The organism is Streptomyces sp. NPDC029526, from assembly GCF_040637405.1.
Taxonomy (GTDB): domain Bacteria; phylum Actinomycetota; class Actinomycetes; order Streptomycetales; family Streptomycetaceae; genus Streptomyces.
The window spans coordinates 192,761-219,606 of the sequence record NZ_JBEZWE010000006.1 but is presented as its reverse complement, the minus strand read 5'-3'; the positions used below and the strand labels follow the sequence as shown (position 1 = coordinate 219,606).

Annotated in this window: 26 protein-coding genes, 2 tRNA genes and 1 pseudogene; 22 read left to right on the top strand and 7 right to left on the bottom strand. The window is 73.3% G+C overall.

Features of this window, described 5'->3' with window-relative positions:
* Positions 1 to 58 precede the first annotated feature (58 nt).
* The 17 genes and pseudogenes from AB0F01_RS17130 to ugpC all read left to right on the top strand — a co-directional run bounded on the left by AB0F01_RS17130 (position 59) and on the right by ugpC (position 16,976).
* The gene (locus tag AB0F01_RS17130) at positions 59 to 772 is read left to right on the top strand and encodes an SDR family oxidoreductase (protein ID WP_362096041.1); all 714 of its coding nucleotides are present in this window, start codon (positions 59 to 61) and stop codon (positions 770 to 772) included.
* Positions 769 to 1,674, top strand: coding sequence for an SDR family oxidoreductase (locus tag AB0F01_RS17125; protein WP_362095711.1), 906 nt, complete (start codon positions 769 to 771; stop codon positions 1,672 to 1,674). The genes AB0F01_RS17130 and AB0F01_RS17125 overlap by 4 nt, the downstream gene beginning before the upstream one ends.
* Before the next feature lie 249 nt (positions 1,675 to 1,923).
* Positions 1,924 to 2,133 (top strand): 4-oxalocrotonate tautomerase family protein, encoded by a 210-nt coding sequence (locus AB0F01_RS17120; RefSeq protein ID WP_362095708.1) that lies wholly within the window; start codon positions 1,924 to 1,926, stop codon positions 2,131 to 2,133.
* Positions 2,134 to 3,049: 916 nt separating this feature from the next.
* Positions 3,050 to 4,843, top strand: a pseudogene (locus AB0F01_RS17115) (ATP-binding protein); the annotation flags it as partial.
* A gap of 1,187 nt (positions 4,844 to 6,030) precedes the next feature.
* On the top strand, positions 6,031 to 6,465 hold the full coding sequence (locus AB0F01_RS17110) for a roadblock/LC7 domain-containing protein (protein WP_362095706.1): 435 nt from the start codon (positions 6,031 to 6,033) through the stop codon (positions 6,463 to 6,465).
* A 2-nt stretch (positions 6,466 to 6,467) separates the two neighbouring features.
* Complete coding sequence (locus AB0F01_RS17105) at positions 6,468 to 6,839, top strand: DUF742 domain-containing protein (RefSeq protein WP_362095703.1); 372 nt, start codon at positions 6,468 to 6,470, stop codon at positions 6,837 to 6,839.
* Positions 6,817 to 7,470 (top strand): ATP/GTP-binding protein, encoded by a 654-nt coding sequence (locus tag AB0F01_RS17100; protein WP_362095700.1) that lies wholly within the window; start codon positions 6,817 to 6,819, stop codon positions 7,468 to 7,470. The genes AB0F01_RS17105 and AB0F01_RS17100 overlap by 23 nt, the downstream gene beginning before the upstream one ends.
* A 60-nt stretch (positions 7,471 to 7,530) precedes the next feature.
* On the top strand, positions 7,531 to 8,106 hold the full coding sequence (locus AB0F01_RS17095) for a GAF domain-containing protein (protein ID WP_362095697.1): 576 nt from the start codon (positions 7,531 to 7,533) through the stop codon (positions 8,104 to 8,106).
* Positions 8,107 to 8,286: 180 nt separating this feature from the next.
* Complete coding sequence (gene tdh / locus AB0F01_RS17090; RefSeq protein WP_362095694.1) at positions 8,287 to 9,315, top strand: L-threonine 3-dehydrogenase; 1,029 nt, start codon at positions 8,287 to 8,289, stop codon at positions 9,313 to 9,315.
* Positions 9,316 to 9,412: 97 nt separating this feature from the next.
* Entirely contained in the window at positions 9,413 to 10,612 is a 1,200-nt protein-coding gene (locus AB0F01_RS17085; RefSeq protein ID WP_362095692.1) for a glycine C-acetyltransferase, read from the top strand.
* Positions 10,613 to 10,663: 51 nt separating this feature from the next.
* Positions 10,664 to 11,569, top strand: a complete 906-nt coding sequence (locus tag AB0F01_RS17080) for a LysR family transcriptional regulator (RefSeq protein WP_362095689.1) — start codon at positions 10,664 to 10,666, stop codon at positions 11,567 to 11,569.
* Positions 11,570 to 11,661: 92 nt separating this feature from the next.
* The gene (locus tag AB0F01_RS17075) at positions 11,662 to 12,021 is read left to right on the top strand and encodes an MmcQ/YjbR family DNA-binding protein (RefSeq protein WP_362095686.1); all 360 of its coding nucleotides are present in this window, start codon (positions 11,662 to 11,664) and stop codon (positions 12,019 to 12,021) included.
* Positions 12,022 to 12,153: 132 nt separating this feature from the next.
* Positions 12,154 to 12,227: transfer RNA gene (locus tag AB0F01_RS17070), tRNA-Pro, on the top strand.
* A gap of 310 nt (positions 12,228 to 12,537) precedes the next feature.
* Positions 12,538 to 13,857, top strand: a complete 1,320-nt coding sequence (locus AB0F01_RS17065; RefSeq protein ID WP_362095683.1) for an ABC transporter substrate-binding protein — start codon at positions 12,538 to 12,540, stop codon at positions 13,855 to 13,857.
* 70 nt (positions 13,858 to 13,927) lie between these two features.
* Positions 13,928 to 14,890, top strand: coding sequence for a sugar ABC transporter permease (locus tag AB0F01_RS17060; RefSeq protein WP_362095680.1), 963 nt, complete (start codon positions 13,928 to 13,930; stop codon positions 14,888 to 14,890).
* On the top strand, positions 14,890 to 15,723 hold the full coding sequence (locus AB0F01_RS17055; protein WP_362095677.1) for a carbohydrate ABC transporter permease: 834 nt from the start codon (positions 14,890 to 14,892) through the stop codon (positions 15,721 to 15,723). The genes AB0F01_RS17060 and AB0F01_RS17055 overlap by 1 nt, the downstream gene beginning before the upstream one ends.
* A 68-nt stretch (positions 15,724 to 15,791) precedes the next feature.
* On the top strand, positions 15,792 to 16,976 hold the full coding sequence (gene ugpC / locus AB0F01_RS17050; protein ID WP_362095674.1) for a sn-glycerol-3-phosphate ABC transporter ATP-binding protein UgpC: 1,185 nt from the start codon (positions 15,792 to 15,794) through the stop codon (positions 16,974 to 16,976).
* Positions 16,977 to 17,035: 59 nt separating this feature from the next.
* Here ugpC and AB0F01_RS17045 read toward each other — a convergent pair whose 3' ends face one another.
* From AB0F01_RS17045 to AB0F01_RS17035, 3 genes are all read right to left on the bottom strand, one after another.
* Positions 17,036 to 17,563 (bottom strand): NUDIX hydrolase family protein, encoded by a 528-nt coding sequence (locus AB0F01_RS17045; protein WP_362096038.1) that lies wholly within the window; start codon positions 17,561 to 17,563, stop codon positions 17,036 to 17,038.
* Positions 17,564 to 17,669: 106 nt separating this feature from the next.
* Positions 17,670 to 18,002, bottom strand: coding sequence for a DUF3140 domain-containing protein (locus AB0F01_RS17040; RefSeq protein WP_362095671.1), 333 nt, complete (start codon positions 18,000 to 18,002; stop codon positions 17,670 to 17,672).
* A 108-nt stretch (positions 18,003 to 18,110) separates the two neighbouring features.
* The gene (locus AB0F01_RS17035; RefSeq protein ID WP_362095668.1) at positions 18,111 to 18,590 is read right to left on the bottom strand and encodes a DNA starvation/stationary phase protection protein; all 480 of its coding nucleotides are present in this window, start codon (positions 18,588 to 18,590) and stop codon (positions 18,111 to 18,113) included.
* Between the two features lie 279 nt (positions 18,591 to 18,869).
* On the opposite strand from AB0F01_RS17035, the gene AB0F01_RS17030 reads away from it, so the two are divergent.
* Positions 18,870 to 20,057: a thiolase family protein gene (locus AB0F01_RS17030; RefSeq protein ID WP_362095665.1), complete on the top strand. Its 1,188-nt coding sequence runs from the start codon at positions 18,870 to 18,872 to the stop codon at positions 20,055 to 20,057.
* 385 nt (positions 20,058 to 20,442) lie between these two features.
* Positions 20,443 to 21,216 (top strand): sulfite exporter TauE/SafE family protein, encoded by a 774-nt coding sequence (locus AB0F01_RS17025; protein ID WP_362095662.1) that lies wholly within the window; start codon positions 20,443 to 20,445, stop codon positions 21,214 to 21,216.
* Here AB0F01_RS17025 and AB0F01_RS17020 read toward each other — a convergent pair.
* Together AB0F01_RS17020 and AB0F01_RS17015 are read right to left on the bottom strand one after the other, a co-directional pair.
* Positions 21,170 to 22,567 (bottom strand): diacylglycerol kinase family protein, encoded by a 1,398-nt coding sequence (locus tag AB0F01_RS17020; protein WP_362095659.1) that lies wholly within the window; start codon positions 22,565 to 22,567, stop codon positions 21,170 to 21,172. The genes AB0F01_RS17025 and AB0F01_RS17020 overlap by 47 nt on opposite strands.
* 406 nt (positions 22,568 to 22,973) lie before the next feature.
* The gene (locus AB0F01_RS17015) at positions 22,974 to 23,528 is read right to left on the bottom strand and encodes a DUF309 domain-containing protein (protein WP_362096035.1); all 555 of its coding nucleotides are present in this window, start codon (positions 23,526 to 23,528) and stop codon (positions 22,974 to 22,976) included.
* A 120-nt stretch (positions 23,529 to 23,648) separates the two neighbouring features.
* Here AB0F01_RS17015 and AB0F01_RS17010 point away from each other — a divergent pair.
* Positions 23,649 to 23,722 (top strand) — tRNA-Pro (locus AB0F01_RS17010).
* A gap of 151 nt (positions 23,723 to 23,873) precedes the next feature.
* Here the strand turns inward: AB0F01_RS17010 and AB0F01_RS17005 are convergent.
* Positions 23,874 to 24,410: a GNAT family protein gene (locus tag AB0F01_RS17005; protein WP_362095656.1), complete on the bottom strand. Its 537-nt coding sequence runs from the start codon at positions 24,408 to 24,410 to the stop codon at positions 23,874 to 23,876.
* Between the two features lie 36 nt (positions 24,411 to 24,446).
* On the opposite strand from AB0F01_RS17005, the gene AB0F01_RS17000 reads away from it, so the two are divergent.
* On the top strand, positions 24,447 to 25,046 hold the full coding sequence (locus tag AB0F01_RS17000) for a TetR family transcriptional regulator (RefSeq protein ID WP_362095653.1): 600 nt from the start codon (positions 24,447 to 24,449) through the stop codon (positions 25,044 to 25,046).
* Positions 25,047 to 25,212: 166 nt separating this feature from the next.
* Positions 25,213 to 25,875, top strand: coding sequence for an NUDIX domain-containing protein (locus AB0F01_RS16995; RefSeq protein WP_362095650.1), 663 nt, complete (start codon positions 25,213 to 25,215; stop codon positions 25,873 to 25,875).
* Positions 25,876 to 25,882: 7 nt separating this feature from the next.
* Here the strand turns inward: AB0F01_RS16995 and AB0F01_RS16990 are convergent, their stop codons facing one another.
* Positions 25,883 to 26,698, bottom strand: coding sequence for a TetR family transcriptional regulator (locus AB0F01_RS16990; protein ID WP_362095647.1), 816 nt, complete (start codon positions 26,696 to 26,698; stop codon positions 25,883 to 25,885).
* Between the last annotated feature and the right edge of the window lie 148 nt (positions 26,699 to 26,846).

The window sequence follows — 26,846 nt, the reverse complement described above, 5'->3', positions numbered from 1 at the left end:
TTCTCCGTCCGCCGCACCCTCCGGTTCCGCCTCACCCTCCGCGCCGGGGCGGGTCGCGATCGTCACCGGCGGGTCGCGGGGCATCGGCCGGGCGGTCTCCCTCCGGCTCGCCCGGGACGGCCTCGCCGTGGTGGTGAACTACGCGAGCGACGCGGGCGCCGCCGAGGAGACCGTGGCCGCGATCACCGCCGCGGGCGGGCGGGCGATCGCCTTGCGTGCCGACGTGGCGGACGAGCACGGTACGGCAGCCCTCTTCGACCGCGCCGAGCGGGAGTTCGGCGGCGTGGACGTCGTGGTGAACTGCGCCGGGCGGCTCGCGCTGTCGCCCATCGCCGACCTCGACCTCGCGGTGCTCGACGCCATGCACCGCACCAACATCCGGGGTGCCTTCGTCGTCGCCCAGCAGGCGGCCCGCCGACTGCGCGCGGGCGGCTCGTTCGTCGGCTTCTCGACCTCCGTGGTCGGCACCCGGTTCCCCGCCTACGGCGCCTATGTGGCGAGCAAGGCCGCCGTCGAGTCGATCACACTGATCCTCGCCCGCGAGCTGCGCGGACGGGACGTCACCGTGAACACCGTCGCCCCCGGCCCCACCGCCACGGACCTGTTCCTCGACGGCAAGACGCCCGAGCAGATCGACCAGCTCGCCAAGGCCCCGCCGTTGGAGCGGCTGGGCAGTCCGGAGGACATCGCCCACGCGGTCGCCTTCCTGGCGAGCCCGGAAGGGCACTGGGTGAACGGGCAGGTGCTGCGGGCCAACGGGGGGCTGGTGTGAGCGCGGGGGCCGAGGTCGTCGTCGTCACCGGCGCCTCCAGCGGCTTCGGCAACCTCACCGCACGGGCCCTCGCAGAGGCCGGTCACACCGTGTACGCGGGCATGCGCGCCACCACGGGACGCAACGCCCCCGCCGTGGCCGAGCTCGCCGGGTTCGGCGAGGACCGCGGTGTGCGGATCACCGCCGTGGAGATGGACGTCCAGGACCAGCGGTCGGTCGACGCCGCGGTCGACCGGGTCACGGCGGAGCAGGGCCGTGTCGACGTGGTGGTCCACAACGCGGGCCACATGGTCCTCGGGCCCGCCGAGGCCTTCACCGTCGACCAGCTCGACGATGTTTATGACGTCAACGTGCTGTCGACCCAGCGGGTGAACCGCGCCGTGCTGCCGGTCATGCGCCGGCAACGGCGCGGCCTGCTCGTCTGGGTCGGCTCGTCCTCGACCCGCGGCGGACACCCGCCCTTCCTCGGCCCCTACGTCGCCGCCAAGGCCGCGATGGACGCCCTGGCCGAGAGCTATGCCGCCGAGCTGATCAAGTTCGGCATCGAGACGACCATCGTCGTCCCCGGGGCCTACCCGCACGGTACGAACCACTTCGCCCACGCGGGGACACCCGCCGACGCCGCGCGTGCCTCCCGGTACGACGCTCCCTACGGCCGGATCAGGGACACCCTGGCCCAGGCGCTGAACGACCTCTTCCCTCCGGGGCACGAGGCCGCCGAGGTGGCCGACGACATCGTGCGCGTCGTCGGCCTGCCCCACGGCGAACGCCCCTTCCGCACCCACGTCGACCCCAGCCGGGACGGCAGCGCGGTGGTGTCCGTCGTCCACGACCGGATCCGCGCCGAGTTCTTCCGCCGCATCGGCCTCGACGAACTGCTCACTCCGCACGCGAGCCTGTGACCGAGCCGTCGACCACGCGAGCCGAGCCTGTGACCGCGCGAGCCCCCGATCACGAGGGCCCCCGATCACGAGGGCCCCGATCACGCGAGCCGCGGTCCTGCGCCGGACCCTGACCCGACCGCGCTGTCCCGACCCGGCAGAACGGGCCACGGCCGGACCGGACCGTTCCGCGGAGTCCAGCCCGTGACGGGTCGTCCGGGCCCACTCCGGGCCCTCCCGTCACGCACCTACCGAACCAAGGAGACACCCATGCCCTTCGCCCACTTCAAGGTCCCTGCGGGGACCCTCGGCACCGAGGACAAGAGGAAGATCGTCGAGCGCACCACCGACCTGTACGCGGAGATCTACGGCGAGCGGGCCCGCGCCACCACCGTCGTCCTGGTCGACGAGGTCCCCGACGGCGGCTGGGGAGTGGCCGGCCAGGTCCTCACCGCCGCCCTGCTCAACGGCGACGACTGACCTCGGCGCCGCACCGTCACCCGCCCGGCCGGCAGGGCCCGGTCCCGGGGGGCCGAGGCCGCCGGGGCCCCTCCCGGGCCGCGAACGGCCCGAGCCGGCGCCCTGGCCGGAGCCCGAGCGGGCGCGCAGCCAGGGCGCCGGCTCGGGCCCGCACCCGTCCGCGCGGGCGACCCTGGCCAGGACGCTACGGACAGTGACATTTTCCGCTCGGGTGTACCGGTGACGCGCGGCTGCGCCGGCCTGGTCGACGGGCCAACGGGGAACATGTGTGCGGCGTCCATGTGGCGTCGGCGGGTCGGCTGCTCCCCTTGGCTGCGTGACCGTGAACGACCAGGTCCGACCACTTCTTGACCGCTTCTCGCTGAGATGGCGGCTGGCTTATCGGTCTGTCGTACGAAGCCTCATACCAGAGCGGGACGTCTGCCGTAGGAGTTTGTCAACTGCCCGCCGCACGTGATGCGGTGGCAACTACGGTGAGTGTCGGTCGGGCGACGCGTGGCCGACATGTCTCGTCCCCTCGGCCCGGCCGGTACGACGACGCAGCGACGACTCGGTCGGCCCGCGCGGCAGACCGCGGGCATCGCGTCAACCACAGGTCGGACCAGGGAGCGGGGACCGGTACGTGCAGGCACAAGGCGGACGAGGGAGCGGGCGGGGCGAGGGCCCCCGCCGCCCGGGCCCGGCCGGCGGCGCCCCGGGCGTGAACGGCGCACACGGGGCCTCCGGCACCCCGCGCGGACGAGCGGCCGACGGCCGCACCGGCACCGGCGCTCCGCCCGGACCGGCGGCCGCGCCCGGCGGCGCCCGTGACACGGCGACGCCCGGGGCGGTGACCGGCACCGGGCCGGTGCCCGTCGTCCGTGGGCAGGGTTCCCGGGGTGTCCGGGGCCGGACCGGCGAGCCCGGCCGGGGCGCGGTGAGCCCCTCGGGCGGTCCCGCCGGCCGCCGCTCGGGTGCGCGGGGCGCACCCGACGCCCGCGGCCCGGCCGCGCGCGGCGAACGGCGCGAGGGCGGACGCCACGGGCGGCCCCCCGCCCGGTCCGCCGCCGCACCGGCCGAGACCCACATACGGCCCCAACTGCTGCGCCTCGCCGTGCTGCCGCCGGTCGCGGTGGCCCTCAGCGGGTGCGCGGCCGTGATCTTCGCCGTGCGCTCCTCCGGCGTGCGGCCCGGCCCGACGATGTGGGGCGTGCTCGGCGGTGCCGTGTCCGTGGCCCTCGCCGGCATCGTCATCGCGGCGGTGGCCGCCGACCGCGTCGCCCGGCTGGTGCACGACCGTCTCACCACCCTGCGCCGCAGCACCGCCCGCCGCGAGGCCGACCTGCGCACCCTGGTCGAGGACCTGCGCCGCGGCGACGGCCCGCCGGACCGCGGTCACCGCGGCGAACCTCCCGCCGACGCCGATGACTTCGACCTGCTCGCCGCCGACCTCACCCGCGCCCACGACGGCGCCGTCACCGCCGTGGTCCAGGCCTCCCGCCTGTCCAGCCAGGCGGGCAGCGAACAGAAGCTGGAGGTCTTCGTCAACCTCGCACGGCGCCTGCAGTCCCTGGTGCACCGCGAGATCTCGATCCTCGACGAGCTGGAGAACGAGATCGAGGACCCCGACCTGCTCAAGGGCCTCTTCCACGTCGACCACCTCGCCACCCGCATCCGCCGCCACGCCGAGAACCTCGCCGTCCTCGGGGGCGCCGTCTCCCGGCGGCAGTGGAGCAACCCCGTCTCCATGACGGAGGTGTTGCGGTCGGCGATCGCCGAGGTCGAGCAGTACTCCCGGGTCAAGCTCGTGCCGCCGATCGACGGCACGCTGCGCGGGCACGCCGTCGCGGACGTCATCCACCTCCTCGCCGAACTCGTCGAGAACGCCACGGTGTTCTCCGCGCCGCACACCCAGGTCCTGCTGCGGGCCGGCCTCGTCACCTCCGGCCTCGCCGTCGAGGTCGAGGACCGCGGTCTCGGCATGCCCGCCGGCGAGCAGGAACGGATGAACGCCCTGCTCGCCGACCCCGACCAGGTGAACGTGGCGAGCCTGCTCGCCGACGGCCGCATCGGGCTGTTCGTGGTCTCCCAACTCGCCAAGCGGCACGGCATCCACGTGCGCCTCCAGACCAACATCTACGGCGGGATCCAGGCCGTCCTGGTGGTGCCGCAGGCCCTGCTGGGCACCGAGCCGGAAGCGGAGCCGGCGGGCACCACGGGCCCCGGCGGTCCGGTGACCGCCCCGCACCCCGGCGGCCCCGCGGTCACCGCCGGACACGCGAGGCAGGGCGGCGCTCCCTCCCTCGCCCCCGCCCCCCCGTCCGCCACCGCACCGCAGCGACCGTACGGCGCACCCGCCGGCCCCGCCGGCCCCGTCGGCCCCGCCGACTCCTCGGCCCCGGCCGCCACCGGAGCCCCGGCCGTCCCCCCGCCGCTGCCCGCACGGAGTGGACGCGAGCACCGGCCCACCCCAGCCGAGGCCAGGCCAGGCATCAGCGCCGAGGACCGGCTCGTACTGGAGGAGAACGGTCTCCAGCCGCTCACCCCGCGCGGCGGCGCGGTGCGCGGCACCATGGACAAGCCCCGGCTGCCCCGTCGGCGCGCCCAGGAGCACATCGCACCCCAGCTCCGGGACGCTCCCGCCCCCCGCCAGGAATCCGAGGACGTCGTCGGCCACGACCCCCACCTCATGGCGGCCTTCCAACGGGGCATCAGCCTCGCGGAGGCCCAGCACCAGCTCGAATCCGACGCCGACGAGCCCCGCACCCCGGACGCGGTGACCGGCACCGCCGACGCGGGCACCGGTCCGACGGACGCGGGCACCGGCGGCGACGGCACGGGTTCCGCCCCGGCCGTCGACTCCTCCCCGGGCCACCCGGCCCACGGCCTCACCGCCCCGGACCGTCCCGCCCCCGGCTCCGTCCTCACCTGGCTCCGGGGCCCCGAACCCACGCCGTCGTCCCCCACGCCGTCGCACCCCACGACCTCGCACCCCATGGCGTCGGAACACATGGCTCCTGAACACACGGCTGAACACATGGCTCCGGAACACACGGGCCAACCCCACACGTCCTCCCCGCCCACGAGCGCGCCGGCGACGGACACCCACCCCATGGGTCCGCACACCATGGACCCCGGGTCCATGGGCGCTCCGTCCATGGACTCCCCGTCCCTCGACGCCCCCTCCACGGACGCTCCGTCCAGGGGCGCCCACCCCACTGCCCCCCACCCCACTGCCGTCCACGCCGTCGATGGCCACCCCACAGGTGCCCCCTCCCCGAACCGGCCGGACGCGGACGGACACCACCGGGACCCCGGCCCGTGGGACTCGGGCCACTGGAACCTCGACTTCCAGCCGGCACCGGACCCGGACTCCCCGGCACGGTGGCCCCTCCCGCCGGTGACTTCGGCCCAGCCGCACCTGCCCCGGCAGTCCACCCCGGAGCCTCACATCCAGCCGCAACAGCCGCAGCAGCCCCAGCCCCAGCCGCAACAGCCGCAGGAGCCCCAGCCCCAGCCGCAGCCGCACCCGCAGGCCCCCTCCCCGCCCCGGTCCTCATCCCCGTCACCGCCTCTGTCGCCCACCGGGACGCACGCCACGGACCACCCTCCGACGGACCCGGCCCCGACGGCCGCCTCGCTGCCGTCCACGCCGTTGCCGACCTCCACCGGCACGCCCACGCCCTACCTGGACGCGCTGGCCGACCTCGCCCCGCACCCGCGGGACGACGGGACCGCGGCCCGTCCCGCCCCCGCCCACCGGCAGGACGGGAACCCGCCCACCGGATGAGCAGCACCCCCACCACCATCACCCCCAGCACCGTCACCCCGACCACCGTCACCCCCACCACCCCGACGACCTCAGCGCCCACCCCCGGCGCTCCCGCAGACCTTCGTACCCCTAGGAGTCGATCCACCATGGCGAGCGATGCGCCGACCGCCCACACATCCGACCTCGACTGGCTGATGAGCGGTCTCGTGCAACGCGTACCGCACACCTCCAGCGCCGTCCTGCTGTCCTGCGACGGACTGGTGAAGTCCGTCCACGGCCTTGACCCGGACAGCGCCGACCACATGGCCGCCCTGGCCTCCGGCCTGTACTCCCTCGGCCGCAGTGCCGGCATCCGCTTCGGCGACGGCGGCGACGTCCGCCAGGTCGTCGTCGAGCTCGACTCGACCCTGCTGTTCGTCACCACCGCCGGGTCCGGCACCTGCCTCGCCGTGCTGGCCGGCCGCGAGGCCGACGCGGCGGTGCTCGGCTACGAGATGGCGATGCTGGTCAAGAGCGTCCGGCCGTACCTGATGACCGCCCCCCGTCAGCACTCCGTCGAACCCCCGGCGATGAGGCCTTGAGCGTGGCGACGGCCGGTGACGGGCCCTGGCTCGACGACGCGGCCGGACGGCTGGTGCGCCCTTTCACCGTCAGCGACGGCCGCACCCGCCCCACCGTCGCGCTCGACCTGATGTCGCAGGTGATGGCCACCGGTGCCACCCCCCTCGGCTACCTGGGCCCCGAGCACACACAGGCACTCGACCTGTGCCGCGCTCCGCTCCCGGTCGCCGAGGTCGCGGCACACCTCACGCTGCCGATCGCGGTCGCGAAGGTGCTGCTGGCCGACCTCGTCGACTGCGGGGCGCTGACCACCAAACCCCCCGCGTTCCACCACACCCCGACGGACCGGGCCCTTCTGGAGGCAGTGCTCGATGGACTACGACGACAGCTCTGACCACGGCGACGGCCGCGCGTACGGCGCCGCACCCGGGACCGGCACCGCAGCCGATCCCTTTCCCACCGCCCTCAAGATCCTGGTGGCGGGCGGCTTCGGGGTCGGCAAGACGACCTTCGTGGGCGCCGTCAGCGAGATCGCGCCGCTCAGTACGGAGGAACTGCTCACCACGGTCAGTGCCGCCACCGACAAGCTCGACGGCATCGAGAACAAGGTCGAGACGACCGTGGCCATGGACTTCGGCCGCATCACCCTCGACGCCGAACACGTGCTGTACCTGTTCGGCACCCCGGGCCAGGAACGGTTCTGGTTCATGTGGGACGAACTCTGCGAGGGCGCCCTCGGCGCGGTCATCCTGGCCGACACCCGGCGCCTGGAGGAGTGCTTCGCCGCCGTCGACTTCTTCGAGCAGCGCGGCCTCGGATTCATCGTCGCCGTCAACGAGTTCGACGGCGCCTTCCGCTACGACCCCGAGGAGGTGCGGGCCGCCCTGGACCTGCACCCCGGGATCCCCGTCGTCCGCTGCGACGCCCGGATCTCCAGCTCCGGTGTCCAGACCCTCCTGACCCTCGTCCGCCACCTCATCGCCCACGCCCCGGCCCCCACCACGGGCTACGGCGCCCACATGTGATGCCCGCACACCGCCACGGAGCCCGTATATGAGATTCGCCCACACCCCGGGAGACCGCCCATGAGCTACGACCCGCCACGCCCGGCCGGTCGTCTCCTGCTCACCCCCGAGGACCGGGACGCCCCCGCCCGCACCCGGCGGCTGCGCGAACTGGGCCTGGGGGAGCACCCGGAAGCCGCACTGGACGCCTTCGCGTACGGCCTCGCGGAACTCACCGGGACGCCGTACGCCATGGTCAACTTCCTGGGGGAGCACGGGCAGTTCTTCGCGGGGCTGCAGACCCCGGCCGCCGCCCCGGTGGTCCGCGGCGACGGCACCGGCGCGATGCTGGGCCGCGTCCTGCCCCGCGACCACGGCTTCTGCCCGCACGTGGTGGTCCGGCGCAAGGCGCTGGTGCTGGAGGACGTGAGCGACTACCCGCGGTTCGCGGGCAACCCGGTCGTCGACGAGTTCGGTGTGCGCTCCTACCTCGGCGCCCCGCTCATCGACAGCACCCACATGGTCCTCGGCACCGTCTCCGTCTGCGACGTCCAGCCGCGGGCCTGGGGCCGGGAGGGCCTGGCCGCCATCAAGGAGCGGGCCGCGGAACTCGTCGGGCGCCTGGAGCGCCGGCAGGGCGACGGGCTGCCCCCGTAGCCCACGCGCGCCCGCCGGACGGGTGACGGCGTGAAGGAAAGCTGTGGCCGCGCTTAAGAAATCCTCGATGGACCCCCGAGGGTGTTGTACGGCAGATTGCAGTGCGCATCCCCTCTTCGTCCCGGCCCGGGGCCTGCTCCGGCATGCCCGCGGCGGGACCTCACCCACAGGAGCCGTAGCTTGAAGGCGCTGGTCAAGCAGAAGGCGGAACCCGGGCTGTGGCTCGCGGACGTCCCGGAACCCGCCGTCGGACCGGGCGATGTGCTGATCAAGGTGCTGCGCACCGGGATCTGCGGCACGGACCTGCACATCCGGGCCTGGGACGGCTGGGCCCGGCAGACGATCACCACCCCCCTGGTCCTCGGGCACGAGTTCGTCGGCGAGGTCGTCGAGACCGGCCGGGACGTCACCGACATCCGCCCCGGTGACCGGGTCAGCGGCGAGGGCCACCTGGTGTGCGGCAAGTGCCGCAACTGCCTGGCCGGACGCCGCCACCTGTGCCGGGCCACCGTCGGCCTCGGGGTGGGCCGCGACGGCGCCTTCGCCGAGTACGTCGCCCTGCCCGCCGGCAACGTGTGGGTGCACCGGGTCCCCGTCGACCTCGACGTCGCCGCGATCTTCGACCCGTTCGGCAACGCCGTGCACACGGCCCTGTCCTTCCCGCTCGTCGGCGAGGACGTCCTGATCACCGGCGCCGGGCCGATCGGCCTGATGGCCGCCGCGGTGGCCCGGCACGCCGGCGCCCGGCACGTGATGATCACCGACGTCAGCGAGGAACGTCTGGAACTCGCCCGCAAGATCGGCGTGAGCCTGGCGCTGAACGTCGCCGAGTCCTCCATCGCCGACGGACAGCGGGCCCTCGGCCTGCGCGAGGGCTTCGACATCGGCCTGGAGATGTCCGGCCGGCCCGAGGCCATGCGCGACATGATCGCCAACATGACGCACGGCGGCCGCATCGCGATGCTCGGCCTGCCGGCCGAGGAGTTCCCCGTCGACTGGGCCCGGATCGTCACCTCGATGATCACCGTCAAGGGCATCTACGGCCGGGAGATGTTCGAGACCTGGTACGCCATGTCCGTCCTGCTGGAGGGCGGCCTGGACCTCGCCCCCGTGATCACCGGCCGCTACGGCCACCGCGACTTCGAGGCGGCCTTCGAGGACGCGGCGAGCGGCCGTGGCGGCAAGGTCATCCTCGACTGGACCTCGTAGGCCGCGCCACCGCCCGCCCGCCGGCGTCACGGCCGGTCCCGTGACCGCCCGCCGGCCCGCCGACCCTCACCCGCCAGCACCTTCCAGGAGCCCCCTCATGTTCGACTCCGTGCGCGACGACCTCCGCGCCACCCTCGACGAGATCCGCGCCGCCGGCCTGCACAAGCCGGAGCGCGTCATCGGCACCCCGCAGTCCGCCACTGTGAACGTCACCGCGGGCGGACGCCCCGGGGAGGTCCTGAACTTCTGCGCCAACAACTACCTCGGTCTCGCCGACCACCCCGACGTGATCGCCGCGGCGCACGCCGCCCTCGACCGCTGGGGCTACGGCATGGCCTCCGTCCGCTTCATCTGCGGCACGCAGGAGGTGCACAAGGAGCTGGAGGCCCGCCTGTCGGCGTTCCTCGGCCAGGAGGACACCATCCTCTACTCCTCCTGCTTCGACGCCAACGGCGGTGTCTTCGAGACGCTGCTCGGCCCGGAGGACGCGGTGATCTCCGACGCGCTGAACCACGCGTCGATCATCGACGGCATCCGCCTGTCCAAGGCGCGCCGCTTCCGCTACGCCAACCGCGACATGGCCGACCTGGAGCGGCAGCTGAAGGAGGCCGCCGACGGCGGCGCCCGCCGCACGCTGATCGTCACCGACGGCGTGTTCTCCATGGACGGGTACGTGGCCCCGCTGGACGAGATCTGCGACCTCGCCGACCGGCACGGTGCCATGGTCATGGTCGACGACTCCCACGCCGTCGGCTTCGTCGGCCCCGGCGGGCGCGGCACGCCCGAACTGCACGGCGTCATGGACCGCGTCGACATCATCACCGGCACCCTCGGCAAGGCACTCGGCGGTGCGTCCGGCGGCTACGTCGCCGCCCGCGCGGAGATCGTCGCCCTGCTGCGCCAGCGTTCGCGCCCCTACCTGTTCTCCAACACGCTGGCCCCGGTCATCGCCGCCGCCTCGCTGACGGTCCTCGACCTGCTGGAGTCCGCCGACGACCTGCGGGTGCGGCTGGCCGAGAACACCGCCCTGTTCCGCCGCCGGATGACCGAGGAGGGCTTCGACATCCTCCCCGGCGACCACGCCATCGCCCCGGTGATGATCGGCGACGCGGCCCGCGCCGGTCGCATGGCGGAACTGCTGCTGGAGCGCGGGGTCTACGTGATCGGCTTCTCGTACCCGGTCGTGCCGCAGGGGCAGGCGCGGATCCGCGTCCAGCTGTCCGCCGCCCACTCCACGGACGACGTGAACCGCGCGGTGGACGCCTTCGTCGCGGCCCGGGCGGAGCTCGACGCCTGAGCGGAGCGCGCGGCGGCGGGCGCGACCACCGCGTTTGAGACAATCGGTCGCATGATCGAGGCACGGCGGCTCCACATCCTCCGCGCGGTGGCGGACCACCGCACGGTCACGGCGGCGGCCGCCGCGCTGTACCTGACCCCCTCCGCCGTCTCCCAGCAGCTGGCCGCCCTGGAGCAGGAGACGGGGCACCGCCTCGTGGAGCGCGGTGCCAAGGGGGTCCGGCTGACGCCGGCCGGGGAGATCCTGCTGCACCACACCCACGCGGTCATGGCCCAGCTGGAGCGTGCCGAGGCCGAGCTGGCCGCCTACGGCTCCGGCTCGGCCGGCACGGTCACGGTGGCGTCCTTCGCCACCGGCATCGCCGAGGTCGTCGCCCCCGCGGTGGCCGGGATCGCCCGGTCCGCGCCCGGCATCCGCATCCGCGTCCAGGACGCCGAGGGCGACGCCAGCCTGCCGATGGTGCTGGACCGCCAGGTCGACGTCGCCGTGGCGGTCGAGTACCGGGGGGCGCCGTCGGCCGACGACCCGCGCCTCACCCACCTGCCCCTGTACGCGGAGCCCTTCGACGCGGTCGTCCCGGTCGGCCACCGCCTCGCCGACGCGGCCGAGGTGCCGCTGGCCGAGCTGGCCAAGGACCCCTGGATCGGCCCCTACCCCGGCAACCCCTGCCACGACGTCGTCGTCCTGGCCTGCGAGCACGCCGGTTTCCAGCCCCGGATGGAGCACTCCTCGGACGACTTCCGCGCGGTGGTGGCCCTCGCGGCGGCCGACGTGGGGGTGGCCCTCGTGCCCCGTTCGGCGCTGCGCGGCACGGACCTCACCGGTGTCGTGGTGCGGCCGGTGGACGGTGCGGCGCCGACCCGCCGGGTCTTCGCCGCCGTCCGCCGGGGAGCGGAGGAGCACCCGCTGATCCGGCCCGTCCTGGACGCGCTCGGCGAGGCCGCCGCCCGGACGTGACCCGGGTGCCGCGGGGCCCCGGCACGGCTGCCGGAACCGCCGCGCCCCGCCGCCCGGGGCCGGTGTCGGTGGCTGCCGCTACGGTGCCTGTCATGCCGGATGCCGACGACGTACGACGTATCGCCCTGTCCCTGCCGGAGACCACGGAGAAGACCGCCTGGAGCATGCCCACGTTCCGGGTCGCGGGCAAGATGTTCGCCACCCTGCCCGAGGACGAGACGTCGATCGCCGTGCGGTGCCCCGCGCAGGAGCGGGACGAACTGGTGCTGGCCGAGCCGGAGAAGTTCTGGATCGCGGACCACGAGGCGAAGTTCGCGTGGGTCCGCGCCCGGCTCGCGGCGCTGGAGGACGAGGAGGAACTGCGCGTCGTCCTCGCCGACTCCTGGCGCCAGGCCGCACCGCCGCGGCTCCTCCAGGCGCACCCCCGCCTGGGGCTGCCGCCCGGGACGTGACGGCCCCGGGGCACGGGCAGCACGACAGGGGCGCCGGCCCCGGCGCGGGAAAGGGATGCGCGATCACCGGCCCGAGTGCGGTATTGTTTCCGTGCGCGTCCGGCCGGGGGGAAGCCCAGGTCAGACGGGCAACGGGACGTGGCGCAGCTTGGTAGCGCACTTGACTGGGGGTCAAGGGGTCGCAGGTTCAAATCCTGTCGTCCCGACCGGCTTCACGCGGGTCGCAGGCCGTCTTCTCAGCGATGGGAAGGCGGCCTTCGTCGTGTCCGGGCCTCGGCCGTGTCCCGGACGTCATGCGGGGCCTCGGCCGTGTCCCGGACGTCATGCGCCGTCCTCGATCGTGTCCGTGTCCGTGTCCGAAGCGTTCGCCCGGAACAGCGTGAATGCCCGATACGGGAAGTCCGGCGTCGGATGTCCTTGATGTTGCCTTCTGTGCTGCTTAATGTTCCCCGGGACACAGACCTTCGCGGGCCGCAGAACCCGCGTTCACCGTCCCGGAAGCGAGGTGTGCAGCGCGTGCGCGTGACGTGCGGGTGCCGACCGGTTTCGGCGAGCACCAGGAAGCGCCGGCGCCCCCGGGGAGCACGGCGGACGCGGGCCCTGGTCGCGCTGGCGCTGCTGGCGTCGACGCTGGCCGCCTGCGGCGACGACGGCGGTTCCGGCCGCCCCACGCTCAACTGGTACAACTTCCCCGACGACTCCGGCGCCCTGCAGTCGGCCGCCGACCGGTGCAGCAAGGCCTCGGGCGGCCGCTACCGGATCAACTACAGCAAGCTCCCCCGGGGCGCCGACGACCAGCGCCAGCAGCTCGTGCGCCGGCTCGCCGCCGAGGACGAGTCCATCGACATCATGGGTCTCGACGTCACCTGGGCCGCCGAGTTCGCCGAGGCCCGCTGGATCCGCGAGTGGACGGGCGAGAACAAGCGCCGCGCCACCGAGGGCACCCTCGACGTGCCGCTCCAGACGGCCACGTGGAAGGACAAGCTGTACGCGGTCCCGTACAACACCAACACCCAGCTGCTGTGGTACCGCGAGGACCTGGTGCCCACCCCGCCCAAGACCTGGGCCGAGATGCTGGAGATGGCGGGCGAACTGGCCCGGCAGGGCAAGCCGCACTACGTGGAGATCCAGGGCGCCCAGTACGAGGGCCTCACCGTCGGGTTCAACTCGCTGATCAACAGCGCGGGCGGCTCCATCCTCAACGAGAGCGCCACCGAACCCTCCCTCGGCCCGCCCGCGGTCCGGGCCGCCACGATCATGCGCGACCTCGCCAACTCCCCGGCGGCGGACCCCTCCCTGCCCAACCAGATGGAGGACCAGAACCGCCTCGCCATGGAGTCCGGGGTGGCCGCCTTCGAGATCAACTACCCGTTCGTCTATCCGTCGATGAAGGCGAACAACCCCGAGCTGTTCAAGAACTTCCGCTGGGCGCCCTATCCGCGCGTGGACGCCGACCGGCCCTCCCGGCCGACCATCGGCGGCATCGACCTCGCCGTCAGCACCCACTCCCGCCACCCCGACCTCGCGTTCGAGGCGGCCCTGTGCCTGCGCAACCGGGAGAACCAGCTCACCGCCGCCATCGACGGCGGACTGCCCCCCACCCTGCGCGCGATCTACGACGACCCGGCGTTCATGAAGGAGTACCCCTTCTCCAAGGAGGTGCTGGCCGCGCTGGAATCCGCGAGCGTCCGGCCGATCACCCCGGCCTACCAGAACGTGTCGATCGTCGTCTCCCACACGCTGTCCCCGCCGGCCGACATCGAGCCGGAGAGTTCGGTCGCCACCATCGAGGGTCAGATCCACGATGCCCTGGAATCCGAGGGTGTGATCCCGTGAACCACCGCCCCCCGCAGCACTCCACCGCCCAGCGCCCCGCCGCGCCGGCCCGTCGGCCGGGTGGTTCCGCATGAGCACCATGGCCGGCCCGGACGGGGCCCCGCCGCCCGCCGGCGGCACCACGACCGCTCAGGACGACAAGGCCAAGGCCGCCCTCTCGGCCGGCGCCCGGCAGGAGCGGCGCCTGGGCTGGATGCTCTGCGCACCGGCCGTCATCGTGATGGTCGCGGTGACCGCCTACCCCATCGGTTACGCCATCTACCTGTCCCTGCAACGTTACGACCTGCGCTTCCCCGGTCAGGCCGAGTTCGTGGGCCTGAGCAACTACGGGGCGGTCCTGTCCTCCCCGTACTGGTGGGACGCCTTCTGGGTCACCCTGTTCATCACGGCGGTGTCCGTCGCCATCGAACTCGTCCTGGGCATGGGCCTCGCCCTGGTCATGCACCGCACCCTCTTCTGGCGCGGCACGGTGCGGACCGCGGTGCTCATCCCGTACGGGATCGTCACCGTGGTCGCCGCGTTCTCCTGGCAGTACGCCTGGACCCCGAACCTCGGCTACCTCGCCGAGCTGCTGCCCGAAGGGGACGCGCCGCTCACCGAGCAGTGGCCGGCGCTGTGGCTGATCATCCTCGCCGAGGTGTGGAAGACCACCCCGTTCATGGCCCTGCTCCTGCTCGCCGGCCTCGCCCTGGTCCCCGAGGAGACCCTGAAGGCGGCCATGGTGGACGGCGCGAGCGCCTGGCAGCGGTTCATCCGGGTGATGCTGCCGCTGATGAAGCCGGCCATCCTCGTGGCGCTGCTGTTCCGCACCCTCGACGCGTTCCGGATCTTCGACAACATCTACATCCTGACCTCGGGCGCCCAGGGCACCGGCTCCGTGTCGATCCTCGGCTACCACAACCTGTTCACGGCGCTGAACCTCGGCATCGGGTCGGCGATCTCGGTCCTGATCTTCATCTGTGTCGGGATCATCGCCTTCACCTTCGTCAAGCTGTTCGGTGCCGCCGCACCCGGCGCGGAGGTGAAGCGCTGATGGCCGCCGCAGGCAGCACGCACGCGACCCGATGGGGCGTCATCAACATCGTGGTGGTGCTGTACGCCCTGTTCCCGGTGTGGTGGATCGCCGCACTGTCGTTCAAGGACCCCAGCACCCTCACCGACGGCAACTACATCCCGCGGGACTGGACCTGGGAGAACTACAAGGGGATCTTCGAGACCTCCGAGTTCACCCGGGCGCTGATCAACTCGATCGGCATCGCCCTGATCTCCACCGCGATCGCGGTGGCCCTCGGCACCATGGCCGCCTACGCGGTCGCCCGGCTGCGGTTCCCCGGCAAGCGCCTGCTCATCGGGATGTCGCTGCTGATCGCGATGTTCCCGCCGATCTCGCTGGTGTCGCCGCTGTTCAACATCGAGCGGATCATCGGCATCTTCGACACGTGGCCCGGCCTGATCGTGCCGTACATGACCTTCTCGCTGCCGCTGGCGATCTACACCCTGTCGGCGTTCTTCCGGGAGATCCCCTGGGACCTGGAGAAGGCCGCCAAGGTCGACGGGGCCACCCCCGCGCAGGCCTTCCGGATGGTCATCGTCCCGCTCGCCGCACCCGGCGTGTTCACCACCGCCATCCTCGTCTTCATCTTCTGCTGGAACGACTTCCTGTTCGCGATCTCGCTGACCTCCACGGAGTCCGCGCGGACGGTGCCCGCCGCGATCGCGTTCTTCACCGGCAGTTCCCAGTTCCAGCAGCCCACCGGGTCGATCGCCGCCGCAGCCGTGGTGATCACCGTCCCGATCATCGTTTTCGTCCTGCTCTTCCAGCGGCGGATCGTCGCCGGACTGACCTCCGGGGCGGTCAAGGGATGAGCGCGGACGCACCGCGCCGCCCGCGCCGCGGCCGGACCCGGCAGGCCTGAGGCAAGGAGGAACCACCCATGGCCGAGATCGTCCTCGAGGGCGTCACCAAACGTTTTCCCGACGGTTCCGTCGCCGTGCGGGACGTGGACCTCACCATCGCCGACGGCGAGTTCGTGATCCTCGTCGGCCCGTCCGGATGCGGCAAGTCCACCACCCTCAACATGATCGCCGGGCTGGAGGACATCACCGAGGGCACCCTGCGCATCGGGGGCAAGGTCGTCAACGACCTCGCACCCAAGGAGCGGGACGTCGCCATGGTCTTCCAGAGCTACGCCCTGTACCCGCACATGAGCGTGCGCGAGAACATGGGCTTCCCGCTGCGCCTCGCCAAGGTCGACAAGGAGACCATCGACTCCAAGGTCGAGGAGGCGGCCCGGGTGCTGGACCTCACCGAGTACCTGGACCGCAAGCCGGCCAACCTCTCCGGCGGGCAGCGCCAGCGGGTCGCCATGGGCCGGGCCATCGTCCGCGACCCCAAGGCGTTCCTGATGGACGAGCCGCTGTCCAACCTCGACGCCAAGCTGCGCGTGCAGATGCGCACCCAGATCTCCCGGATCCAGCGCCGCCTGGGCACCACCACGGTGTACGTCACCCACGACCAGGTCGAGGCGATGACGCTCGGCGACCGGGTGGTGGTCATGCGGCAGGGACTGGTCCAGCAGGTGGGTACGCCCGCCGAGCTGTACAACTCGCCCCGGAACCTGTTCGTCGCCGGATTCATCGGCTCCCCGGCGATGAACTTCCTCAACGCCGCCATCGACGGCGACCGGCTGCGCTCACCGTTCGGCGATCTCCCCCTGGACGACGCCACCCGGCAGGCGCTGGAGCGGCGCAACGCCCCCCGCGACGTCATCATCGGGCTGCGCCCGGAGGCCTTCGAGGACGCCGAGCTGGCCCGGGAGGACAGCGGCGCCGAGATCACCGTCACCGTGGACGTGCTGGAGTCGCTCGGTTCCGACGCCTACGTCTACTTCAGCGCCGAGGGCGGGCCGGCGCGGACCGCCGAACTCGAGGAACTGGCCACCGACTCGGGCCGGGGGGACACCGGCGCCGGGGACGCCCAGCAGGTCGTGGCCCGGCTGGACGCGGCGACCCGCGCCCGCGAGGACGAGCCCGTGCGCCTGCTGGTCGACATGCGCAAGGCGCACATCTTCGACCCGTCGACGGGCAAGAACCTCACCCACCCGCAGGCGGACGACTGACCGCCGGTCTCGTGTCCGGGCGCCGCCAGGGCGGCCCGGACACGGGACCGGACGGCCGGTCAGATCACACAGCCGACGTGGGCCAGTGCCTGCTTGAGCAGCACCCCGTGGCCGCCCGGCATCTCGCTCTGGACCGCCGGGGACAACGCCTCCTGCGGGCTGAACCACACCAGGTCCAAGGCGTCCTGACGGGGCCGGCAGTCGCCCGCCACCGGCACGACGTAGGCCAGCGACACAGCGTGCTGCCGGGGGTCGTGGTACGGCGTGACGCCGTGCGTCGGGAAGTACTCCGCGACCGTGAACGGCTGGAGCGACGCCGGGACGCGGGGGAGTGCCACCGGTCCGAGGTCCTTCTCCAGATGGCGCAGCAGGGCGTCCCTGACCCGCTCGTGGTGCAGCACCCGGCCGGAGACCAGCGTCCGGCTGACCGTTCCGTCGGGTCCGATGCGCAGCAGCAGGCCGACGCTGGTGACTTCGCCGCTGTCGTCGACCCGCACGGGGACGGCCTCGACGTACAGGATCGGCATGCGGGCGCGGGCCATCTCCAGGTCGTCCGTGGAGAGCCAGCCGGGCGTGGTCTCGGTCATGTCTGACATTGCTTGATCATACTTTCAACCGTGCGGACGCGGGGAGGAGCCGCACCGGACGCCTCCGGCCGCGGCCACGCACGCGGCCGGTCCCGCCGTCCGCCGCTCACGCCTTGAGCGGGTCGTGCCCCAGGGTCATCAGCCGGTGCCGCCGGCGGGTGTCACCGGCGGCGGGCTCGTTCTCCGGGTCGGCCTGTGCGCCGACGGCCTCCACGACCTCGCTCATCACCCGCAGGTCGTCCTCGGTGAGGTCGGTGCGGCGCTTCTGCAGGATGGCGAGGACGTGCTGCCCGGTGGCGGTGCCCGCCTCCTCGGGCAGCGGCTCGGCCTCCTCCTCGGCGTCCCGGACCCGCAGCCAGGCCGAGAGTTCCGCGGAGGTCATGTTCACCGCACGGTGGAAGTCCTCCCACAGCGCGTCGAGTTCGAGGGGATCGGTCATCGTGTGGCCCCTTGCCTGCGTAGGGTGCGGCCGGGTCCGGCGGACGCCGGACGGCCGCCGTGCTCGGGTGCCGTGCCGGCCGCGACGGGCGCGGTGGGCGGGGCGCGGTCAGGACTCGGGGTAGTTCTCCGCCTCGAACATCCAGCGCTGCTTCTCCAGTTCGGCCGTGATGGCGATCAGCAGGTCCTGGGTGACCGGGTCCGCCGTCTCCGTCGCCTCGATGTGGCCGCGCAGCCGCTCGACCGCCGCGCCCAGCGCCTCGGTCATCACCCGCACGGCCTCCGTGTCGCGCAGCCAGCCCTCCTGCGGGGCGGGCAGCGAGAAGGCCTTGGCGACCGTCTCGGGGCGGCCGTCCGGCGAGATCCCCAGGGCGGCGGCCCGCTCCGCGACCGTGTCGGCGTGGCCGCGCGAGGCGGCGACGACCTCGTCCAGCTGGAGGTGGACCGAGCGGAACCGCGGGCCCACCACGTTCCAGTGCGCCTGCTTGGCGATCAGCGACAGGCCGAGAAGGTCCACCAGCGTGTCCTGGAGCGCCTCGCCGGCGGTCTTGCGGGCGTCGTCGGGCAGGGGGCTCTTCACAACGGTCATGGCTGACTGCTCCTTCTCGGGATCGTCGTCGGTGTCAGTCGGTGTCGGTCGGTGTCAGGGAGGGCAACGGCGGTGCGCGGGGCGCTCCGGGCCGCTTCCCCAGACGCGCGGGTGCCCCGGCCGTCCTGCGGCAAACGCCCTCGTCGGAGTCCCTGCGCGGGCCGCCGGTGGTGCTTCCCAGTGGCCCGCGCGGCGGTCTATAGTCCGAAACTAGCGGTGCTAATCACTCAGGCCGCCGGTGACCCGGCAGGGGGCCGGCGTCCGGACAGGAGTTCCCCCGTGCGTCCCGTCCACTTCGCGGCCGCCCGCCGCACCCCCATCGGCTGGCTCCGCGGAGCCCTCTCCACGGTGCGGCCCGACGACCTCGCCGCCGCCGTCGTCCGCGGCCTGGTCACCGACGTGCCGGCGCTGGACCCGGCGCGCGTGGACGACGTCTACTGGGGTGCCGCGAACCAGGCCGGCGAGGACAACCGCAACGTCGCCCGCATGGCCGCGCTGCTCGCCGGGCTGCCCGAGACCGTCCCCGGCGCCACCGTCAACCGGCTGTGCGCCTCCGGGCTGGAGGCGGTCACCACCGCCGCCCGCACCATCGCCGCCGGTGAGGCCGACATCGTCGTCGCGGGCGGCTCCGAGTCGATGAGCCGCGCCCCCTTCGTGCTGCCCCGCCCCGACGAGGCGCTCCCGCACCGCATCGAGACCGTCGACACCCGCCTCGGCTGGCGGCTGGTCAACCCCGCGATGAAGGAGCTGCACGGGCTGCTGTCGATGGGGGAGACCGCCGAGGAGGTCGCCGAGCGGCACGGCGTCACCCGCGAACGCCAGGACGCGTTCGCCCTGCGCAGCCACCGGCGGGCGGCCGACGCCCGCAAGAACGGCCACTTCGACGACGAGCTGCTGCCCGTGCGCCGCCCGGACGGCGTGGTCGTCGACGCCGACGAGTGCATCCGTGAGGACACCTCCCTCGAGAAGCTGGCCCGGCTGAAGCCGGTCTTCCGCGCCGGGGGCTCCGTCACCGCCGGCAACGCCTCCCCGATGAACGACGGCGCCGCCGGGCTGCTCCTCGTCAGCGAGGAGGCCCTCAACGAACTCGGCCTGGAATCACTGGGCCGCTACGTCGCCGGGGCGTCGGCGGGCGTCCACCCGGACGTCATGGGGCTCGGCCCGGTCCCCGCCACCCGCAAGGTGCTGGCCCGCGCGGACTGGACCGTCGACGACCTCCAGGAGGCCGAGTTCAACGAGGCGTTCGCGGCACAGGCGCTGGCCTGCGTGGACCAGCTCGGCATCGACGAGGACCTGGTCAACCCCAGCGGCGGTGCCATCGCCCTGGGTCACCCCCTCGGCTGCTCCGGTGCCCGCATCCTCACCACCCTGCTCCACCGCATGCGCCGCACCGGCGCGGAACGCGGGCTGGCGACCATGTGCGTGGGCGTGGGGCAGGGCAGCGCGGTGCTGGTGGAGCGGCACTGAGCCCGGTCACGACGCCCCGCACGCCCTCACGCCGCACCGGCCGAGAGCCTGAGTACGGTCCAGTGCGAGGCCGGTCGAGAGCCTGAGTACGGTCCAGTACGCGGTCGGAGCCCGGGTGCGGTCCCGTACGAGGCCGCCCGAAAGCCTGAGCAGGGTCCAGTACGAGGATGTCCAGCCGGCCCGCCGAGAGCACGCGCCGGGCGCCGCCCCTCGACCGGCGAACGTCGCCTGCCGCGGCACTGGACAGCCGTAGGCGCCCGCCCGGGCCGGCGCCCCCGTCCCGGGACCCTTCGGCGCGGTCCCCGGCGCCCTGCCCCGGGCGGCGCGACGCCCGAGGCACCCCGTGGTCGGACCAGGCTTGTCCGGACATAGCATCGGTTCCCTGATGAACACGATGACGCTCTGGCACCTCACCGGCTGGGAGTTCGCCGCGCTCGCCTTCGCCGCGCTGCTCGTCGGCTTCTCCAAGACCGCCGTGAGCGGGGCCAACACGGTCAGCCTGGCGGTCTTCGCCGCGGTGCTGCCCGCCCGCGCCTCCACCGGGGTCCTGCTGCCCATCCTGATCGCCGGGGACGTGATCGCCGTCCTGGTCTACCGCCGGCACGCCCACTGGCCCACGCTGTGGCGGCTGTTCCCGGCCGTCGCGGTGGGCGTCGTCGTCGGGACCGTCTTCCTGATGTGGGCGGACGACGCGATCGTCCGGACGGCCATCGGCGCGATCCTGCTGCTGATGACCGCGATCACCGTCGTCCGGCGGCGGAAGGCGGCGCGGGAGGACGAACCGCCCGCGGTCACCACCCGGGCCGGCCGCGTCAAGGCCCGCTCGTACGGGATGCTCGGCGGGTTCACCACCATGGTCGCCAACGCGGGCGGCCCGGTGATGTCGCTCTACCTGCTCTCCGCGGGCTTCCGCAAGCTCGGCTTCCTCGGCACCTCGGCGTTCTTCTTCCTCATCGTCAACGTCGCCAAGGTGCCCTTCAGCGCCGGCCTGGGCCTGATCGACGCCGACTCCCTGCTGCTCGATGCGGCGCTCGTGCTGTTCGTGCTGCCCGGGGCGCTGCTCGGCAAGTGGGCCGTGGACCGGATCAACCAGCGCCTCTTCGAGCAGATCGTCATCGTGGCAACTGTGGTGGGAGCCCTGCAGTTGCTTCTGCGCTAGGACGGAAGAACCGGCTCGGTGCCGCGGTGCGGCCGACGGTCGCCGCCAGCTTGCGCAGCCGCCGCCAGTCCAGGCGCGGCGGCGCCTGGGCCACCCCGGGCCGCTTGCGGGGCACCCGGACCCGCAGCGCGCCGGGCGCGACCCGGCAGTGCACCGGGGTGGGCAGCACCAGGGCCTCCCCGTCGACCCCGACCTCGACCTCGTCACGGTCCGCCTCGACCACCGCCTCCCGCGCGGTCAGGATGGTGAGGCCGCTCGGCTCCGGTCCCAGCAGCAGGGCCGCGGCGTCCACCGCGCCCTCCACCTTCACCCCGAGCACCCCGAGTACCCCGGTGTCGATCCGGTCGCGCCGGCCGAGCCCGAACGGGTCGTCGGTGCGGTACGGGTTGTTGCTGATCAGCACGGCCTGCGGCGCGGTGATCGTCGTGTCGCCGGCCCGGGCCACCAGCCGGGGGCCCTGCTGGCCGGTGAGCAGGTCGGGCAGCAGCTCCAGGCTGGTGCCGATCTTGTCCTCCCGGTAGGCGGGGCTCTGCACGATCGCCGCGTACGCGCCGAACGAGGCGTTGTTCACGAACGGACGGTCACCCGCGAACCCGAGGTCCACCCGGATCTCCACCCCGTCCGTCAGCGCGTCCAGGCAACTCGAAGGATCGTCGCGGTCCAGCCCGAGGTCCAGGGCGAAGTGGTTGCGGGTGCCCGCGCTGATCACCAGGAACGGCAGATCGTGCTCCGCCGCGACGGCGGCCACCAGGGCCTGCGTTCCGTCGCCCCCGGCGGCCCCCAGCAGGTCCGCGCCGTCGGCCACGGCACGCCGGGCCAGCTCGGTGACGTCGACGTGCCGTTCCGGGTCGAGCAGGATCACCCGCGCACCCAGCCGTTCGGCCTTCTCCCGCAGCCCGAAGCGGTCCACCTTGCCGCCCCCCGAACGGGGGTTCATGATCAGAACCGGCCGCCGGGGCGGCGGCGTCCGGCGCTCCCGCTCCTGCCGGGGCTGCCGACCGCCGCCGGTGCCCCGCAGCGCGTACCGGCCGCTCCAGACGGCCAGGCACCACAGCGCCAGCGACACCGGCAGCGACCAGAACAGGGTGACCGCGAACAGGACGAGCACCGCCACCGGCACCCCGACCGCCACCAGCGCGGCCAGCCATCGCAACGGGCCGCGCAGGGTCAGCGTCCACCAGATCGCCGCCGCGCTGAGCGCCAGCGCCGCGGCGCCGCACAGGAGCAGCAGCAGCCCGCGCACCCCGCCGTCGAGCAGCGGGACCAGCACGGCGGAGGTGGCCGCGGCCAGCGCGGCGCGTGCCGCCCACCGCTGGGCACGGTAGGCCCGCCTGCTCAGGTCCACGGCCATCACTCCTCAGGTCGACCGCGTCATCGTAGGGTCTGCGCGGGCGGGGACGGGGCGGCATCCCGGTTCCCGGTCACCTGGGCGGGCGGCGGGTACGCGGCGTCGACCGCACCGCACCACCAGCGCGGGCAGCCCGGCCGCACGACCAGCGTCGCACGCCGGGTGACGGCAGCGGGGCAGCCTGATCACGGTTGTCGCAGCGCCGTGACCGACGGATCCGCGCCGGGTCGGTTCCGGCAGCCGACCGGTTTCCGCGACCGGCGGGTTTCGGCGGTCGGCCGGGGCGCCCGGACCTCACCTGCGCCCCGTTCGATCCGGACGGCAACCTCGCCGCCAACGCGGGAGCCGCCATCGCCGGAACCGAAGCCCCCGCCGTGGGCGCCGTCCGCCGGGGAGTGTGCGTGCCGGGTCAGGCGCCGCCGCGCAGGCGGGGGGCCGCGGCCACCGGGTCGACGGGAAGGGCGGACCCGCTCTCCACGCCCGTCGCCAGCCCTCGGGCCCAGGCGATCACGCCGGCCAGGTCCATCCCGTGCGGCCGGGGGTCGCCGTCGGGCTCCGCCGCCCACTCCTCCACAGCGCCGGCCCCGCGCCGCAGCAGACGGGCACCGCCCGTGAGGTTGCCCCGCGCCGCGTGGGTCAGGCCCACGGCGAGCTGGGCGAGCCCGCGCCACAGCTCCCGATCCTCGTCCGGGCCCGACTTCCAGGCGTCCTCGAACACCTCGTGCGCGTGGAAGGGTTTGCCCTCGTCGAGCAGTCGCTGGGCCTCGGCGACGCTCTGTGCGGGGGGCCGCACGACACCCTCGGGCTGCCGCGGCACGCCCTCCGCGCCGTACGGCAGGGGCCGTCCGAGCCCATCACGCGGCCGGGCGTTGCGCGCCCTGCCCTCGCTGTCGCGGTCCCGCGCGGCCTGCGCCCGGCTTGCCGCCGGACCGCCCCCGCCGTTCGCCCCGTCCGCTTCGTCCATGCTGCCCATCATGCCCATGCACCGATTGTCCCCCGCCGGTCCCCGCTTCGGCCGGGGCCCCGGTGTGCGGTAAGGTGCTGTCCGCGCGATCACGTGGTGGTGACACCGGGTGGCGCGCACCGGGACGTGGCGCAGCTTGGTAGCGCACTTGACTGGGGGTCAAGGGGTCGCAGGTTCAAATCCTGTCGTCCCGACGCAACAGCCCTGGTGAGACTGAGCTTCTCACCGGGGCTTCGTCGTGTTCGAGGGGCTGTTTCCATGGTCGTCGCGTCGTCGGTGGAGCGGTGAAGGTCCTTTCCGGTGCGTGTCACGCTCGGCGAAAGCGCCTCGAGGTCCTGGGCCGGTTCACGGGGCGATGTCGCAGAGGTAGTGGACGAGGGCGACCTCCTGCCCGGAGGGAGCAAGGTCGCGGGTCGTTTCGCCCTTGATGAAGCCCGCCTGTTCGAGGACACGCTGAGACGCCCGGTTCTCAGGCGCAGTGCGAGCCGTGAGCCGGACGAGGCCGCTGCGCCCGGCGAACTCGATGCCGAGACCGAGCGCGGCCCGGGCCACGCCCTCACCACGGTGGTCCGGGTGCACCCAGAAGCCGACCTCGGCAGAGTCCTGTTGCGTGCCGAAGAGCACGAGGCTCCCGGCGAAGGCGTCCGTGGCGGGGTCGGCGACGGTCAGAACCGCGAGGTCACCGCGCTTCAGGCCGTCGCGGATCGTCCCGTGGACCAGGGCGGTCACGGACGCCTCGGTGTATTCCGGCTCGGGCAGATGCGCGTACCGACGAACGGCTGGGTCGGTGGTGCCGGAGGCGTAGGCGCTTGCGTCGTCCGGACGCATCACCCGCAGGACTGCCCGGCTGCCGCGAAGCGGGAGGACTCTGGAATCCAGCATGCCGCAAAACTAACATAGTACGGATAGGGTGAGGCCGTGAGTTATTGGGAGCACCGCAAGCCCGTCCGAAGAGCACGCGCCGTTGATGTGCGCGACCTGGCCCGCGTCGCGGTCGAGTTGCTCGACGAGGGCGGACTGCGCGCCCTGACGGTGCGCGCGGTCGCCCTTCGTCTGGACGTCGCCGCAGCCAGCCTGTACTCGCGCATCGCATCAGTGGATGATCTCTACGACCTCGCACTCGACGACGCCCTCGGGCAGGACTCCGAGGCGCAGCGAGCCCTCCTGGAAGCGGAACTGCACCCGCTGATGCTGGCCTACTACCGGCACCTGGTCCGCCACCCCTGGGCTTGCCAGGTCATCGCCATGCGCGCACCGCGAGGTCCTCACTACCTCCGCCTCTCCGAGCGACTGTGCACTCTGCTCGCCCGACGAGGATCGGCCGATCCTCTCGGCGATGCGTACGCCCTGTCGAACTTCGTGATCGGAAGTGCGGCGACCGCCCCTGCCGCGCATCACGAACCGGACGCGCCGGTCGATCAGGAGGTCGCCCCGTTCTACGCGTCACTCCACTCGGCGCACAGGCTCGACCCCGAAGCCGTCCTCGACGCGGGTCTTCGCGTTCTGCTGCACCGATAGTCTCCGTGGCGCCCTCGGTTCGTCCCGTCGGATCGCCGTTGCCGGACCGCCGGGCGACGGAGAAGCAGATGCTTCTGATAGAAGCGAGCATGACCAACGTGCCACCGCCACCCCCGCTCACCGCCCCCGCGTCCCCCGCTCTCCCCGCCCTGCCCGGCGGTCCCCGGTGACCGCCGGGATCGACGCCCCCGACCGTCGGGGACGCACCGGACTCGACCGCGCCGGCCGGGACCTCACGGGCAACCCCCGTGTGAAGGTGCGGGACGTGCGGCTGCTGTCCAGCCACTGGTACGTCGAGCGGACGACGACGTTCGACTTCCGGCACGCCGACGGGAGTTGGAGCACCCAGGAGCGCGAGACGCACGACCGGGGCAACGGCGCCACCATGCTGCTGTACGACCCCGAACGCGAAACCGTGCTGCTGACACGTCAGTTCCGCTTCCCGGTGTACGTCAACGGCCATCCCGACGGCATGCTGATCGAGACTCCGGGCGGTCTGCTCGACGACGAGGACGAGCACCCGGAGGTCGCCGTGCGGCGCGAGGTGGTGGAGGAGACCGGGCACACCATCGGCGCCGTCCGGCATGTCTTCGACGTCTACATGAGCCCTGGTTCGGTCACCGAACGCGTCAGCTTCTACGCCGCCGAGTACGGCCCCGCCACCCGCACGCACTCGGGCGGCGGCCTCGGTGAGGAGGGGGAGGACATCGAGATCCTCGAACTGCCCTTCCGCCGGGCTCTGGAGATGATCCGGACCGGGGAGATCAACGACGCCAAGACCATCATGCTGTTGCAATGGGCGGCCCTGGACGGGCCGTTCGCACGCTGACGGGGAGTCAGACGAAGCGGTCCAGCAGGGCGTCCAGCCCGGCCGCCAGCCCTTCGGGCCCACCCGGCGCGGCCAGCGCCGGGGCGGTCTCCCGCAGCCGGGGCAACTCCTGTGCCGGCATGCGGTGCAGGCCCAGCCGGAACGCCGGGTCGGGCTCGTCCGGCGCGTCGACCACGGGCTGCACCTCGACGGACACGTAGCCCAGGAGCCAGGCGGTGAACGCCCGGAAGACCGCTGCCGCCCGCGCGTCGTCGAGGCCGGACTCCCGCAGCAGGGCGAGGACCCGCTCGTGGTTGCGCAGCACGGCGAGCGGCCTGCGGGCCAGCGGGACCGCGAGCATCCGGGTGGCGAGCAGCGGCACGGCACGGGGGTGGGCGAGGCAGACGTCGTAGGTCGCCCGCGCGATCCGGTGGAGCCGGTCCCGGACCGTCCCGCCGTCCTCCGGCCCCCTGACCGGCCCGCCGGCCCCCTCCGGTCCCCGGGTCTCCGGTCGCCCTCCGGCTTCCGGTGCGTCGGTCTCCGGTGCCGGTCCGTGTGCGCCCCGGCCCGCGGTGGCCGGTGCGGCGTCCAGGCGCTCCTCCAGTTCCAGGTACAGCGCTTCCACCAGGCCGTCCAGCAGGGCGTCCTTGCTCGCCGCGTACCGGTAGAGGGCCATGGCCTCCACGCCCAGTTCCGCGCCCAGGCGGCGCATGCTCAGCGCCGACAGGCCCTCCTCGTCGACCAGGGCGAGGGCCGCGGCCAGCACCCGCTCCCGGCTGAGCCTGCCGTAGCGCCCCCGGTCGCTGGCGCGCCGTGCGGGGCCGTTGCCCGAGCTGTTCGCCATACCGTCTCTCCTCCTCGCCGCGCGGCCGCCCTGTCGCGCCTCCGCGCCACCGCACCGCCGCGGCGCACCCGGACGTCCCGGAGGCGCCGCGTATACGAGGTAAACACGGGCGGGGCCTCCTGGCTCCGGGGGCGCGCTTGAACGCCCG

Excerpts from the sequence above, each read along its gene's own strand:
- AB0F01_RS17120 (WP_362095708.1), top strand. The coding sequence starts at position 1,924 with ATGCCCTTCGCCCACTTCAAGGTCCCTGCGGGGACCCTCGGCACCGAG.
- AB0F01_RS17060 (WP_362095680.1), top strand. The coding sequence starts at position 13,928 with ATGAGCACCATGGCCGGCCCGGACGGGGCCCCGCCGCCCGCCGGCGGC.
- AB0F01_RS17020 (WP_362095659.1), bottom strand. The coding sequence starts at position 22,567 with ATGGCCGTGGACCTGAGCAGGCGGGCCTACCGTGCCCAGCGGTGGGCG.
- AB0F01_RS17015 (WP_362096035.1), bottom strand. The coding sequence starts at position 23,528 with ATGGACGAAGCGGACGGGGCGAACGGCGGGGGCGGTCCGGCGGCAAGC.
- ugpC (WP_362095674.1), top strand. The coding sequence starts at position 15,792 with ATGGCCGAGATCGTCCTCGAGGGCGTCACCAAACGTTTTCCCGACGGT.
- AB0F01_RS17040 (WP_362095671.1), bottom strand. The coding sequence starts at position 18,002 with ATGACCGATCCCCTCGAACTCGACGCGCTGTGGGAGGACTTCCACCGT.
- AB0F01_RS17035 (WP_362095668.1), bottom strand. The coding sequence starts at position 18,590 with ATGACCGTTGTGAAGAGCCCCCTGCCCGACGACGCCCGCAAGACCGCC.
- AB0F01_RS17045 (WP_362096038.1), bottom strand. The coding sequence starts at position 17,563 with ATGACCGAGACCACGCCCGGCTGGCTCTCCACGGACGACCTGGAGATG.
- AB0F01_RS17080 (WP_362095689.1), top strand. The coding sequence starts at position 10,664 with ATGATCGAGGCACGGCGGCTCCACATCCTCCGCGCGGTGGCGGACCAC.
- AB0F01_RS17005 (WP_362095656.1), bottom strand. The coding sequence starts at position 24,410 with ATGCTGGATTCCAGAGTCCTCCCGCTTCGCGGCAGCCGGGCAGTCCTG.
- AB0F01_RS16990 (WP_362095647.1), bottom strand. The coding sequence starts at position 26,698 with ATGGCGAACAGCTCGGGCAACGGCCCCGCACGGCGCGCCAGCGACCGG.
- AB0F01_RS17025 (WP_362095662.1), top strand. The coding sequence starts at position 20,443 with ATGAACACGATGACGCTCTGGCACCTCACCGGCTGGGAGTTCGCCGCG.
- AB0F01_RS17075 (WP_362095686.1), top strand. The coding sequence starts at position 11,662 with ATGCCGGATGCCGACGACGTACGACGTATCGCCCTGTCCCTGCCGGAG.
- AB0F01_RS17100 (WP_362095700.1), top strand. The coding sequence starts at position 6,817 with ATGGACTACGACGACAGCTCTGACCACGGCGACGGCCGCGCGTACGGC.
- AB0F01_RS17055 (WP_362095677.1), top strand. The coding sequence starts at position 14,890 with ATGGCCGCCGCAGGCAGCACGCACGCGACCCGATGGGGCGTCATCAAC.
- AB0F01_RS17110 (WP_362095706.1), top strand. The coding sequence starts at position 6,031 with ATGGCGAGCGATGCGCCGACCGCCCACACATCCGACCTCGACTGGCTG.
- AB0F01_RS17085 (WP_362095692.1), top strand. The coding sequence starts at position 9,413 with ATGTTCGACTCCGTGCGCGACGACCTCCGCGCCACCCTCGACGAGATC.
- AB0F01_RS17095 (WP_362095697.1), top strand. The coding sequence starts at position 7,531 with ATGAGCTACGACCCGCCACGCCCGGCCGGTCGTCTCCTGCTCACCCCC.